The organism is Levilactobacillus koreensis JCM 16448 (assembly GCF_001435525.1).
Lineage (GTDB): Bacteria > Bacillota > Bacilli > Lactobacillales > Lactobacillaceae > Levilactobacillus > Levilactobacillus koreensis.
In genome coordinates, this window is record NZ_AZDP01000064.1 from 1 (window position 1) to 14177 (window position 14177).

The following is a 14177-nucleotide window of genomic DNA, read 5'->3' on the forward strand; positions in this document are numbered from 1 at the left end:
TCCCTAAGTAAACAAGCTTTGATTATTTGCTTGTCTACCTAAGTAGGAGTATAGCCTCAACTTCCATGGTCCCTTTAATTTGCACTGGATAAACGGTTATTCAAATGAGAGCTCGACCAAATAGGTCTGTTCATCTGGCACGTAGCCAGTGGTGATCCAGACATCGCGATAGTCTAGCTTAGACGTGCGTGTCTGGTCAAAGAACGTATTGAGGAGATCCCCGTTTTTAGCTAAAAAGTCTTCATCCATCCGGTTGACCAGCAGGTGGCCCGCTGGAAAGTAAATGTCAGCGTTAGCGACCGGTACCGTATCGGGGACGCCAATGGTGATGACGTTGCTGTTGCGTTGCCGAATGAACCGGACCTGTTGCGGATGTCGATGAATGTAGGTTAAGACATTATAGATTGAATCAGAGTTGCTCGCCACAGTTTTCTGTCTCCCTTCGGTGTCTACTATTGTAACAAATATTTTTAGCTTTACCAGTGGGATGTTTAGTCAATTAACCGATTGGGGGAGCTGGTCGAGTGGCGGCGTTGATTGAGAAAATGGTGTAGATGACCGCTAAATTAGTAAATTTATTATCGACAGTACCCGAAATGATGTCAATGGCCTACCTCGGAATTATTCTGGTCATACACAGGTCGCTGATAGCTATTTCATATGCAGTGACCTGCTGCAAGCCGTGAGATATTGAGTCGTGGGGTGTCGACATTGTTCGCGGCGGTGATCAATCAGCGGCATCGGTGGCTACAACCGGGGATAGCTCTGGCAATCACGGGTGGGCATAACCCGCTGCAGGACCCGTAGCATTTAAAATTAATTGTAGTAACGAATCAATTTAACTGACGCATTAATTAGGAGGTGTGAACAAGGTCGATTTGCGAGTAATCCTTTATTGCAAACCGAGTTTAGCAGAGTATAATTATCGCATATGCAGTTTTGAAACTTTTACAGAGTGTACAGTATAGAAAGAAGGCCAAAATTCAATGATGCGACTTGCCCGTAAACACTTGGACTGGTGGGCAGTAGTCCTTGCGGTGGGTTTTATGATTATTCAGGTTGCCTGTGATTTATCGTTGCCAACACTAACCTCTAATATCATTGATAAAGGGATTGCGAACAATGATATTGGCTACATCTGGCGCACCGGTGGTCAGATGCTACTTCTGAGCTTCATCGGTGTGCTGGGTGCGGCAGGTAACGTTTACTATGCGTCAACACAGTCGCAGAAGATGGGGCAACGGATTCGGACCAGCCTCTTTAAAAAAGTAACGTTTGCCTCGACCGAAGAGTTTGAAACGGTGGGGAATGCCTCACTGATTACCCGGACGACCAACGACGTGGTTCAGATTCAAAACGTCATGGTCCAAATGCTACGGATGATGCTGATGGCACCAATCATGTTAATTGGTGCTGGTGTCTTAGCCTACGTCAAGAGTCCACGGTTAACGCTGGTCTTCTTAGTGGCCTTGCCAGTACTGGCAATTTTCACTGGCGGCGTCATGGTTTTTGCCGTGCCGTTATTTAAGAGTCTCCAAAAGAAGATCGACCGGATCAACTTGGTCTTCCGTGAAGGATTGACTGGTGTCCGGGTCATTCGGGCGTTCAACCAAGATAAGTTTGAACAGGACCAGTTTGAAGGCGCCAACCAAGACTATACCCAAACTGGGATTAAGGTCTTCATGATCGTTTCGCTGATGTTCCCAATTATCACGTTGATCGTGAGTGGTACCAACATCGGTATTGTCTGGTATGGCGGTCAACTGATTGGGAGCCAAGCGCTCGAGGTCGGGAATCTGGTTGCATTCATGACTTATGCAACGCAACTATTGATTAGCTTCATGATGGTTTCCATGGTCTTTGTCTTCGTTCCCCGGGCACAAGCTTCCGCGGCACGGATCAATGAAGTCATGGACTTGAAGTCCAAAATCAACGATGCCGATGCACCGGTTGATTTGACGCAGGGCCAAGCTAGCTTGACCTTTGACCACGTCAATTTCCGTTACACGGGTGCTGAGAAATTAGCGCTAGCCGACGTGAACTTTAACGCGACGGCCGGTCAGACCGTGGCAATCATTGGGGGGACCGGTTCTGGGAAATCGACGCTGGTCAACCTGATTCCACGACTGTTTGATCCCGAAAGTGGGCAAATTAAACTGAACGGTACGCCACTGACGGCGGTTAGCCAAAAGGCGTTGCACAATGCTATTTCCATCACGCAACAACAAGCGGTGCTGTTCTCGGGAACGGTTCGTAGCAACATGGTCTTCGGGATGCCTGACGCGACCGATGACCAAATTTGGCACGCCTTGGACGTGGCTCAAGCCAGCGACTTCATCAAAGAAGAGGGTGGCTTGGACATGACCGTTGAACAAAACGGGGACAACTTCTCCGGTGGACAACGGCAACGGCTGGTCATTGCACGGACGATTTTGAAGCGTGCTAGCGTCTACATTTTTGACGACTCCTTCTCTGCCTTGGATTTCAAGACGGACTCGCTGTTACGTCAAGAATTGCGTAAGGACGATCAAGTTCAGGCTGGTGTGACCGTTATCGTCGCCCAACGGGTATCTACGGTGGCCGACGCCGACCTGATCTTAGTCATTGACGGCGGTAAGATCGTCGGTCAAGGGACGCACGATGAACTGAAAGCAAATAACGAAACTTACCAAGAAATTCTGGATTCACAACTCCGAAAGGGGGACGTCGTCGATGCGTAATGGACGCGGCGCCGCTACGAAACAGCGGCCACAAAAATTTTGGGGAACGACTTTCCGGTTGTTCCGATACATGAAGCGTTGGCTCCCCGGTATCTTCATCGTCTTAGTCTTCGCCGTGGTCTCGGTGATTCTTCAGATCAAGACACCGAAAATCTTAGGGGAAGCCACCACGGAACTCTTTAAGGGTGTGATGAAGGGCCAGGCCGAGCTAAAAGCCGGGATCGGCATTCATGGCTTCCCAATCGATTTTAGTAAGATCGGGCATATTCTGTTGGTCGTCGGCATCATGTATGCCGGAGCCGCCCTGTTCGGGGTCGTTCAACAGTTGATCATGAGCTGGATCTCGCAAAAGGTGGTCTACCGGTTACGGCGCGACTTGAAGCAAAAGATGCAACGCCTGCCAATCAGTTATTACGATACGCATAGCAACGGGGACCTGATGTCCCGGATGGCGAACGATATGGATAACATTGGTGGGACGCTACAACAAACGCTGTCCCAAATGGTGACTAGTGTCCTGACCTTCTTTGGGGTGCTGTACATGATGTTAACCATTAGTGGCTGGTTGACGTTGGTTGCCCTGATCTCCGTACCACTGAGTTTACTGGTGGTCATGATCGTGGCACCTAAGTCACAACGGTTCTTCGCGAGCCAACAGAAGAACCTGGGACTGTTGAACAACACGGTTGAAGAAACCTATGCTGGTCATACGGTCGTCAAGACCTTCAACCGCGAAGGTGCGACCCAAGAAGAATTTGAAGAGCACAACCAAAAGTATTATCAGTCAGCTTGGAAGGCACAATTTGTGTCTAGTTTGATCTTCCCACTGATGAACTTTGTTAAGAACCTGGACTACTTAGCCGTTGCGGTTATTGGTGGGATTCAGGTTGCTAATGGGACGGTTAGTTTGGGGAACGTGCAGGCCTTCCTGCAATACACGAACCAATTCTCCCAACCCATTACGCAAATGGCGAACTTGACCAACACGATTCAAGCGACGATCGCGTCTGCTGAACGGATCTTCTCCGTCTTGGACGAGGACGACATGCCCGACACGGCGACGGCTGAAGTGCCAGCAGCAACGACGCCAGCGGACAGCGTCATCGAATTTGATGACGTGGCCTTCCAATACGTGGAAGACAATCCACTGATCGCTGACTTCAATCTGAAGGTCAAGCCTGGTGAAATGGTCGCCATCGTTGGCCCAACTGGTGCTGGGAAGACGACCATTATCAACCTGCTCGAGCGGTTCTACGATGTAAAGTCCGGGGAGATCAAGTACCGGGGCCAAAACACCAATGCCGTTGACCGGGCTGGTTTACGGCGGAACTTTGCCATGGTGCTCCAGGATACCTGGTTATTCACCGGAAGTATCTTCGACAACATCAAGTATGGTCGTGAAGATGCGACGGATGACGAGGTCTACGAAGCAGCCAAGGCGGCCCACGCCGACACCTTCATTCGTCAGCTGCCAGACGGGTACGATACAATCCTGAATGAATCGGCAACGAACATTTCGCAAGGGCAACGCCAGCTGTTGACGATTGCCCGGGCCTTCGTGGCCGATCCCGATGTGTTGATCCTGGATGAGGCAACGAGTTCAGTCGACACGCGGACGGAAATGCTGATCCAGCACGCCATGGAACGTCTCTTGGCTGGCCGGACGAGCTTCGTGGTCGCGCACCGGTTATCCACGATTCAAAACGCCGAAAACATTGTGGTCATGAATCATGGGCACATCGTTGAAACGGGGAACCATGACAGCCTGTTAGCTGCTAATGGGTTCTACGCCGACCTGTACAACAGTCAGTTTACAGGGAATAACTTGGCTTAAGCGTTTAGAAAAAAATGGGTGTTCTACCAGTCTTGGTGGGGCACCCATTTTAATATGCCGCGGAGTCAATCGGCCGAGAAAATTTAGTTTTTACTGTCATTTTCACTAGAGAATTGCGTCCACGGTCCAGCTGTGGGTACAATGAAGGCTAGAGAAAGTAGAGGCGATGGCGATGACTTATCCACAAACAAAGGCGGCGCTGCAGCGGTTGGTGACAGAAAAGGTTGTCCCAGGTGTGAGCTACGCGTTGATCGACGGCGATAGTGTGGAACTTGGAGAAATGGGACAAGCGGCGCTAGTGCCCCAGCCAGAAATTTTACGGTCGGGGATGGTCTATGACGTGGCCTCACTGACCAAAGTTGTGGGAACGCTTAGTGTGGTGCTACAACTCTTAGACCAGGGACGGCTCCAACTGACGGATCCGGTGTCGCAGTGGCTACCGGAATGGCAGGATAGCCGAGTCACGTTACGTCACTTGTTGACGCATACGTCGGGCATTGTTGGGTACATCCCCAATCGTAACCAACTAAACGCAGCGGACCTGACGCACGCCTTACTTCACCTGCACGTGGGGGCAACGTTTAATCGAAAAATGGTCTACGCGGACGTCAATTACATCTTCTTGGGGTGGATCGTTGAGCGGGTCTTGGGTGTGCCGATTCAGGTGGCGGCGAAACAGCGGGTCTTAGAGCCCCTGGGGATGACGCACAGCACGTTTACGCCGACTGATCCGCAAAAGTGCGTGCCCACGGCAATTACAGCCGGACGGGGATTGGTGCGTGGTGAAGTTCACGACCCCAAAGGTTACGTCTTGCAACGCCGGTGTGGTTCAGCCGGTCTATTCAGCACGGCCAAGGATCTGGCGACATTTTGCCACGCCTATCTGCACCCAGAGACCTGTCCAGCAGTGTTGCCGCCAACGTGGGTTCATCGGCTAACCGAAGACTGGACACCAACGGGACAGGCCGGCCGCTCACTGGGCTGGGCACTGACCGCCTCCCAGTGGCCACGGCCGCACCGCGTCATTTGGCACTCCGGCTTCACGGGCACGTACCTGGTCATTGACCAGCAGGTTCAGCAGGCCATGGTGTTCCTCACGAACCGGGTCCATCCGGTAGCGCCAAACTTGCCATACTTGGACCAACGTAACGCGGTGATTGGCACTTACTTGGCTGAGAAGTAGTAGATTAACGTCTGAACTTGCTGAGGATGGCGCACTGTGGCTGTCAGGGATTCCGCCTGCTGTAGTGGGGCGTCTTCAGACGAGGAGCGGACTTCTGTCTCGCTTTGAAGACGTCTTCAAAGTCGTCCCCGTGATGTAAGCTGACAGAAACGTTATCTAATGCCACCTTCGCGGCTAGCTATATCCCTGCCTTCCTCCGACTACAATTGACTGTTAACACGACAGGTGGTCAAATCTTGAAATATTATAGGTGACAGATTGCGGGAATTGTAGTTTTTATCAGATTTGATTTTGTCGTTATAGGACATCAGTGTAAGCCGAGAGGTCGGCAGATATGGGCTCAGGCGCGTCGTTCTGCTTAGGCAGCGTTCTTTGCTGGCTTAGCAGAAGACCAATCTCAGAGACTCATGATTTTTGAGGCTCTGAGTTGTGTCCGCACCGTTCCAGCCCATATCTGCCGGCCGGTAAGGCGATGGGGACGCCTGTGCTGCCCAACTAACTTGAGTATATGAAAAAGGACGTTGTCCCGTCAGAAATGACTGGGACAGCGTCCTTTGTGTTTGCGTTAGAAGGTTGCGGGAATCGGTAAAGCTTCCTGTTGACTGAAATCGGCATCCGGATACTTCCGCCGCAGTGCGGCCACCAGCAGGTGCTTGGCGATGTCACCGTTTCTGGTGAGAATCGGACCGTGGAAGTAGGAGCAGTAGACGTTCTTGTAGATTGCGCCCTCCGTGCCGTCTTCGCCGTTGTTGCCTTTGCCAGAGACCACGTTGCCCAGGGGACGTTCGCCATCACCCAGGAACGTGCGGCCCTGGTGGTTTTCAAAGCCGTGATACGTCTCGCCGGTCTCTTGGTTTTTAATGACGATGTTACCGATGAACCGGTTGTGGTCTTGGGCCAACGTGTAGTGGTCCAACGCGCCAATGCCAGGCAACTTTTCACCGTCGGCCCCAATGTAGTAGTGGCCAAGTAGTTGGAAGCCACCACAGATGGCCAATAGGGGCCCATCCGACTCAATAAACTTGGTCAGTTCGGCCTTCTTGGTCTGGATATCTTGAGACACGATGGTCTGTTCGAAGTCCTGCCCACCGCCGAAGAAGGCGAGGTCATAGTCGGCGGCCTTGAAGTCGTCCTCGAGGCTGACGACGTTAACGTTTAAGTGGACGTCCATTTGCTTAGCGTAGTAGTTCAGTGCCAGGATATTACCGACGTCACCGTAAGTGTTCATGAGGTCGCCGTACAGATGGGCGACGTTTAATTCGTAAGTCATACGCCGAGACCCTCCTTGATGTAGCCCTTAGTTGCTAAAATTTTTCGTAGTTGCAGCATGGCCGTGTAGGTCGCCAGCACGTAAACGCGTTCGGTTGGGACCTTTTTGATCCGGTCGACCACCTTTTCCAGGTCGGGTTCAACGATATGCTTGTCATCGGGAATCCCAGCGACTTTTAGGCGGAAGGTGATGTCCTTATACCGTTCGCCACCGGTAATAACGGCAGGAATGTCTCGGTCGGTCAGCTGTTCAAAGTCACCGTCCCAGATCCAACTGGTGTCGATTCCGTCCGCGTAATTGGCATTTAACAGACCAACCAGTGAAAATGGGTGTGTGTCCGTGCCAATCATGTGCAGCACTTGGTCGAGGCCCACGGGGTTCTTGACCAGAATGATCGTGACTCGTTTGCCATCGACATCGATGACTTCTTGCCGACCGAAGACCTGCTGGTTGGCATTGAAAGCATCACTAATCTGTTCGGGTTCAACGTCCATAAAACGACCGACGGCATAGGCAGCTAGCGCATTATAGATGTTGTAGGTCCCGCCGACTTGAATCTTGAAGGGGTGACCGTCGATCTCAAATTTCGAAGAGGTTGGCGTTTGTTCGCCCAGCTTAGTCAAGCGGTAGGTCAACTCTGGCCGTGAGAACCCACAGTTTGGACAGAAGTACTTGCCTTGGTTGCTGTAGGTCAAAGAGTGGTAGTGCAAAATGTGCTCACAGTTGGGGCACAACACCCCGTCCGTATTGGGCTTGGCCTTGAAGTCACTGTCGGGTTCGTTATCGAAACCGTAATATTGAATCGGGTTCGGGAGCTCCTTAGAGTGGAAAATTGGGGAGTCGCCGTTGGCAATGATCGTTGCGTTCGGTGCCAGCGCCACGCCATCCAGAATCTTTTGGTAGGTGGTGTAGATTTCCCCGTAGCGGTCCATTTGATCACGGAAAATGTTGGTGAACACAAAGCCCTTAGGTTCAATGTACTGTGTGACTTTGATAACGTTGGCCTCGTCGACTTCCAAGACGGCTAGTGGGCGGCCAGTCTTAGGGTTCTTGGCATTGAGAAAGGTCGTGACGATGCCTTGCTCCATGTTGGAACCGGTCGGGTTGGTCAAAATTGACGGGTACTTTTCGTGGAGCACAGACACCGTCAATGCGGTCGTCAGGGTCTTCCCGTTGGTCCCGGTGATGACGATGACGTCGTATTTGGCCCCCAGGGTTCGTAAAATGTTGGGGTCGAGTTTTAATGTAATTTTACCTGGGAGAGAACTTCCCCCGTGAAGAAACGTGTGGAGAAACCAGTAAGAGGATTTCCCCGCGAAGGTGGCTACGCCGCTTCTGAATGACATGGATATTCGCTCCTTAATCGCGACAAGATTTTTTAGTGTCGGGTACCTTAATATTCAAGCCTTAATTTTAGCATTTTTTAAGCGTTTAGGGGAGGACCTTGCTTGAACTTTGGGAAATCGCAAGGAAAGTTTGCTCGCGTGACGGTCGAATTTTGCCAGCTAATCGGCTATAATAGATAGAAACTGTCAAAAAGGTGGGAGTAACGTGGCGCAGCTATTTTTCCGTTATGGCGCAATGAACAGTGGGAAGACCATTGAGATCCTGAAGGTCGCTCACAATTACGAGGAACAAGGTAAGCGAGTCATTATTATGACCAGTGGGCTGGATACCCGTGATGAGGTCGGCTACATTGCTAGTCGGATCGGACTCAAGCGTAAGGCACACTCAATCTTTAAGGAGACCAATCTGTACGATGAAATTCAACGCATTGACGCGCAAGCTAACTGTGTGTTGATCGATGAAGCTCAATTTCTAACCAAGGCCCACGTGCTCCAATTAGCGAAGGTCGTTGATGACTTACACATTCCAGTGATGACCTTTGGCCTGAAAAATGATTTTCGTAACGAATTGTTCGAAGGCTCCAAGTACCTCATGCTGTACGCGGATAAAATAGAAGAAATGAAGACCATCTGCTGGTTCTGTACCAAGAAGGCCATCATGAACTTACGCTTCCACGACAACAAGCCGGTCTACGAGGGTGAACAGGTCCAAATCGGCGGCAACGAGGCTTACTACCCAGTTTGCCGGCGTCACTATTTCAATCCACCATTAGACAAAATCGGCAAGCAGGACTAGCGGTGAAAAATAAGCTCGGCTTGGCCGGCTAAATGTGATAAACTGGCAGTTCTGAGGCAAATCACATGTAGACTGAAAGATAGATTGTTCTGGCTGGTCGCACTGCGGCTGCCAGGGATTCCGCCTGCTGTGGGGACGCTTCAGACTGGAAAAGCACTAGTCTTCTCGCTCGCTTTTGAGCCACGAAAATCACGTGTCTTAAAAGTCGCCCATATGCTTGGCTAGCTTTGCCAGCCAAGCATATTACCACGGCTGGCTACATCCCTGGCCTCCTCCGGCTTAGGCTGATTTTTTCTATGACCGGGTACTGGAAACTGTAAGTAGCGAGTAGATACAGCATAGCTTATGACAACTAGTATGGTTATTAGCTAGTGTTGTGTTGCCACAGAACACCAAAGTAAGCCGAGAGGTCGGCAGATATGGGCTCAGGTGCCCGCACCGTTCCAGCCCATATCTGCCGGCCGGTAAGGCGAAAGAACCCACCATGTTGTCCAGCACTGACGTAAAATAACATAATAAAAATGTAGTTCCACAAATTGAAACGAGGTTAAATCGAATGGACGAAATGTTTGACAAGCTCCAAGCCGTGGCGGACCGCTACGACGAATTAAATGAATTGATCAGTGACCCTGAAGTGATTGCGGATACGCAAAAGTTCATGGCACTCTCTAAAGAAGAAGGGGAATTGCGCGAGACCGTCGACAAGTATCACCAGTACCAAGACGTGACCAAGCAGATTGCCGACGATGATGAAATGTTGCGAGAAAAGCTCGACGACGACATGGACGCCATGGTCAAAGACGAATTGAAGGACCTCAATGAGCAAAAGGCCAAGCTGGAGGAAGACATCAAGGTCCTACTCTTGCCTAAGGACCCGAACGATGACAAGAACATCATCATGGAAATCCATGGGGCAGCTGGTGGGGATGAAGCCAGCTTATTTGCTGCTGACCTGTTTAGCATGTACTCCAAGTACGCCGAACGCCAAGGCTGGACGATCGAAGTCGTTGACGAGAACGCCACCGAAGTGGGTGGGTTCAAGGAAATCGTCATGATGATCTCCGGTGATAAGGTCTACTCCAAGCTGAAATATGAAAACGGGGCGCACCGTGTGCAACGGGTCCCCGTTACCGAATCTGCCGGTCGGGTGCATACCAGTACGGCGACTGTTGGGGTAATGCCCGAAGAAGAAGATGTTGATATCGACATCGACCCTAAGGATATTCGGACCGACGTTTACCGGTCATCCGGTGCCGGTGGACAACATATCAACAAGACGTCTTCTGCCGTGCGGATGACCCACTTGCCAACTGGGATCGTCGTTGCCATGCAAGATGAACGGTCACAACAGCAAAACCGGGCCAAGGCCATGACCATTTTACGGGCGCGGGTCTACGACTACTACAAACAACAAGAAGAAAGTGCCTACAACGCGGAACGGAAGTCTGCGGTGGGAACTGGGGACCGGTCTGAACGGATTCGGACCTACAACTATCCGCAAAACCGGGTGACCGATCACCGTATCGGGTTAACGTTAAATAAGCTTGACCGCATCATGAACGGTGAATTAGACGACATCATCGACGCCTTGATCTTGTCAGACCAAGCCGCTAAGCTTGAAGACTTGAAGAACAATGGCTAAGCTGACTTTTTTTCAGCTGTTAAAGGCGGCTGAGCAACAACTGCAGGCGGCTGGTCAGGATACCAGTGCGGCACAGTATTTGCTACTGGAGGGGCGGCAGTGGACGTTTACCACGTTGATCCAGCATTACCGCGATGCTGTGCCTGCCGAGTTGGCGGCGACGTATCAAAGCCAAATCAAACGAGTTTGCGCTGGTGAGCCCGCCCAGTACATTTTGGGTTGCGCACCATTTTACGGGCGAGAGTTTCTGGTGACCCCGGCGACGCTGATTCCCCGCCAAGAGACGGAGGAGCTGGTTGAATGGGTATTGAGCACCACTAAGCCCACAGCCGATCTCTTAGACGTGGGAACGGGTAGCGGAGCAATCGCCATTTCAATCAAGGCAGAGCGACCGGATTGGGCAGTCACTGCGACGGATGTTTCTGTGGCAGCCGTTACCGTGGCGCAGCAGAATGCGCAGCGACTACAGGCACCGGTTACGTTTGCGGTGGGTGATCTGTTGGAACCGGTTCAGGGTCAACGGTTCGATATCGTTGTGTCGAACCCGCCCTACATTGACCGCGCGGAGTTGCCCGTCATGGACGACTCCGTTAAACGTTACGAACCAGATTCGGCATTGTTTGCGGATGACCACGGGTTGGCGTTCTATCGTCGCTTTGCGGCCAAACTGACCACGGTCTTACGACCGGCTGGTCAGTTTTTCGCTGAAATTGGCTATCAGCAGGGCGCGGCGGTGCGCGACATTTTTGCGACCGCCTTACCCGGGGCTACGGTGACGGTCAAGACGGACATCAACGGCCATGATCGGATGGTACGCGTCCAATTGAAGAGTTAGGATGGGAGATTAGGGAATTAATGGAAACGAAGATTTTTCAACCAAATGAAATTGATGAGGCGGCCGCCGCTATTCGTGCGGGGCAATTGGTGGCTTTTCCCACCGAGACCGTCTATGGCTTAGGCGCTGACGCCACCAACGAACAGGCCGTTAAACAGGTCTACATTGCTAAGGGGCGTCCCAGCGATAACCCGCTGATCGTTCACGTCACGGGCGAGGATACGGTGAAGCAGTACGCTCAGCCACTATCTGACAAGGCCGAAGCGCTGATCAAGGCGTTCTGGCCGGGGCCTTTAACGTTGATTTTTACCCTACAGCCCGGAAAATTATCGAAGGCGGTCACCGGTGGCTTGAACACGGCGGCCTTTCGTAATCCGGATAATCAGGTGACCTTGGATCTGATCAAGGCAGCTGGTGTGCCGTTGGTGGGGCCTTCTGCGAATACGTCGGGTAAGCCTAGTCCAACCTTGGCGAAACACGTCTATCATGATTTGAACGGTAAAATCGCTGGCATCTTGGATGACGGTCCAACTCAAGTCGGAGTTGAATCGACGGTGCTCGATATGTCGACCGAAATTCCAACGATCTTGCGTCCGGGTGGCGTGACCGAGAAACAACTGGAAGCCGTAATCGGCACAGTTCAATCGAACCACCACAAGGTCGGCAAGGGTGAGATTCCCAAGGCACCCGGGATGAAGTACAAACATTATGCGCCAAACGCGCAGGTCACGATTGTCGACAACGAAGCCGACTGGCCAGCGGCATTGGCGTGGGCAGCGCAACAGGATGGTACGATTGGGGTCATGGCGTTAGACCACATTCTGAAGGCCAACCAGTTGCCGGCTAACACGGAAGCCTTTTCGCTAGGGGCTGACATGGCCAGTGCCAGTCACCGGCTGTTTGCGGGTCTCCGTCATTTTGACCTGGAGTCACCCGTAACGGGCATTCTGGCACAAGGCTTTGCGGCCGAGGGCTTAGGTGCAGCGTACATGAACCGTCTGAACAAGTCTGCTGGGCAACAACATTTCGAAAAGTAAGTAAATGGGCACGTTGGTCGTTAGGGCTGACGTGCTTTTTCTAATAGGGAAATTGATAGCAACTGTGTATGTTGATTGGCTTAGAGTTTCTTCACTTTATTAAAAGCTAAGCAGAAAACCTGCGATTTTAATCGCGGGATGAATGCCAGAACTTAATTTTCTTTTTTAAAACGTACGTTCCCCTTGGAGTCTGAATATGATATACTTAATCCAATCTACAGGGGAGGTATCCATTGGCTAAATTAGGGCGAACAATCAAGATGAGACTCTATCCAGACACTGATCAAGCAGAACAATTTCTAGCGATGAGCCAGGAATATCAACGGTTAGCCAATGTTGTTAGTCAATGGATTTTTGATCATGTATTCCAGTTAAGCTGGTTAAAAATCAATCACCAGCTGTATAAACAATTCAGGCAGGAATCACCGCTCAATAGCCAGATGATTCAGTCAGTCTTTCGGACAGTAGTGGCTCGGTATAAGACTGTTCGAGAACAGATGAAGCAACATCCTTACCACTACAAGAACGAAGAAAATAAGTGGATTCAGATTCCAAAAGATTTGACTTGGTTGGTACAACCTATCCAGTTTCGCCGACCACAAGCAGACTTGGTTCGTCAGAGTAACTATTCTTTAGTAGATAAGATGCAACAAATCTCAATAACCACTCTAGATAAGCGGACTAAGCTAGGGTTTACCAACAAAGGTTTTGAGAAATACTTTGCCGAGGACTGGAAGCTAGGGACTGCCAAGTTGGTCCACAGTCAAGGTAAGTGGTTTCTGCATATCGGTATCACGAAAGAAGTTAGTGATTTCGATACTAAGGATAATCCCAAAATTGTAGGGATTGATCGTGGATTACGTTTCCTGGCAACTGTCTTTGATAGTGAAGGAAAAACGTTGTTCTTTGATGGTCATAAGATTCTACGTAAGCGAAAAAAGTTCTTAGAAATTCGTCGACAACTGCAAGGTAAAGGGTCCAAGTCTGCCAGGAAAAGGCTGAAGCAACTAGCTCGACGAGAGAACCGCTGGATGACCGATGTGAATCATCGGCTAGCTAAGACACTCGTTACGGCATATGGTTCGCATACGCTTTTCGTTTTGGAAGACTTAACCAACGTGACCTTCAACACTGATGATTTGCCTAAGTCCTTGCGTAATAGCCATCGTTCTTGGTCCTTTTTCCAACTAGAATCTTTCTTAACGTACAAGGCTCAGGCTATTCAAAGTGCCGTTGTGAAAGTGAATTCAGCCTTCACCTCTCAGAGATGCCCCAAGTGTGGGGTAGTTGAGAAGACTAATCGCCATCACAAAACTCACGAATATTGGTGTGCCCAATGCCAGTATCGGTGTAATGATGACCGATTAGGCGCTATGAATATCTCGATGCTTGGGCAAGACTGGTTAAACGGTGTCAAATATCCAAAGATTAAGAAGTTAACAACTGCTGGGTAAACCCGGCAGTTAAACGGGTAGCCGTCAATTACCCGATGATGTTGCCACTACGAGTAGGAG

Annotated in this window: 11 protein-coding genes; 8 read left to right on the forward strand and 3 right to left on the reverse strand. The window is 50.7% G+C overall.

Annotated elements, in window-relative coordinates; genetic code table 11:
* Positions 1-96 precede the first annotated feature (96 nt).
* The gene (locus FC99_RS05200; protein WP_048732214.1) at positions 97-426 is read right to left on the reverse strand and encodes a hypothetical protein; all 330 of its coding nucleotides are present in this window, start codon (positions 424-426) and stop codon (positions 97-99) included.
* A gap of 560 nt (positions 427-986) precedes the next feature.
* Between FC99_RS05200 and FC99_RS05205 the strand changes: the two genes are divergently transcribed.
* The 3 genes from FC99_RS05205 (at position 987) to FC99_RS05215 (ending at position 5737) form a co-directional block, all read left to right on the forward strand.
* A complete protein-coding gene (locus tag FC99_RS05205) occupies positions 987-2720 on the forward strand; it encodes an ABC transporter ATP-binding protein (protein WP_048732212.1) in 1734 nt (577 codons plus the stop codon).
* Positions 2713-4554 carry an ABC transporter ATP-binding protein gene (locus FC99_RS05210; protein ID WP_048732210.1) on the forward strand — a complete coding sequence of 614 codons (1842 nt, stop codon included), beginning with the start codon at positions 2713-2715 and terminating at the stop codon, positions 4552-4554. The genes FC99_RS05205 and FC99_RS05210 overlap by 8 nt, the downstream gene beginning before the upstream one ends.
* 172 nt (positions 4555-4726) lie before the next feature.
* On the forward strand, positions 4727-5737 hold the full coding sequence (locus FC99_RS05215; protein WP_048732209.1) for a serine hydrolase domain-containing protein: 1011 nt from the start codon (positions 4727-4729) through the stop codon (positions 5735-5737).
* Between the two features lie 565 nt (positions 5738-6302).
* On the opposite strand, the gene FC99_RS05220 is transcribed toward FC99_RS05215, so the two are convergent.
* Both FC99_RS05220 and FC99_RS05225 read right to left on the reverse strand, forming a co-directional pair.
* Positions 6303-7007, reverse strand: a complete 705-nt coding sequence (locus tag FC99_RS05220; protein WP_048732207.1) for a type 1 glutamine amidotransferase — start codon at positions 7005-7007, stop codon at positions 6303-6305.
* Positions 7004-8353: a Mur ligase family protein gene (locus tag FC99_RS05225; RefSeq protein WP_048732205.1), complete on the reverse strand. Its 1350-nt coding sequence runs from the start codon at positions 8351-8353 to the stop codon at positions 7004-7006. The genes FC99_RS05220 and FC99_RS05225 overlap by 4 nt, the downstream gene beginning before the upstream one ends.
* Positions 8354-8558: 205 nt before the next feature.
* Between FC99_RS05225 and FC99_RS05230 the strand changes: the two genes are divergently transcribed.
* From FC99_RS05230 to FC99_RS05250, 5 genes are all read left to right on the forward strand, one after another.
* The gene (locus FC99_RS05230; RefSeq protein ID WP_048732204.1) at positions 8559-9149 is read left to right on the forward strand and encodes a thymidine kinase; all 591 of its coding nucleotides are present in this window, start codon (positions 8559-8561) and stop codon (positions 9147-9149) included.
* Positions 9150-9705: 556 nt separating this feature from the next.
* Entirely contained in the window at positions 9706-10791 is a 1086-nt protein-coding gene (gene prfA, locus FC99_RS05235) for a peptide chain release factor 1 (protein WP_048732202.1), read from the forward strand.
* Positions 10784-11626, forward strand: a complete 843-nt coding sequence (gene prmC, locus FC99_RS05240; protein ID WP_048732201.1) for a peptide chain release factor N(5)-glutamine methyltransferase — start codon at positions 10784-10786, stop codon at positions 11624-11626. Before prfA ends, prmC begins: the two co-directional genes overlap by 8 nt.
* A gap of 20 nt (positions 11627-11646) precedes the next feature.
* Positions 11647-12663: an L-threonylcarbamoyladenylate synthase gene (locus tag FC99_RS05245; RefSeq protein ID WP_048732199.1), complete on the forward strand. Its 1017-nt coding sequence runs from the start codon at positions 11647-11649 to the stop codon at positions 12661-12663.
* 233 nt (positions 12664-12896) lie between these two features.
* Positions 12897-14117 carry an RNA-guided endonuclease InsQ/TnpB family protein gene (locus tag FC99_RS05250; RefSeq protein ID WP_048732198.1) on the forward strand — a complete coding sequence of 407 codons (1221 nt, stop codon included), beginning with the start codon at positions 12897-12899 and terminating at the stop codon, positions 14115-14117.
* Positions 14118-14177 lie beyond the last annotated feature (60 nt).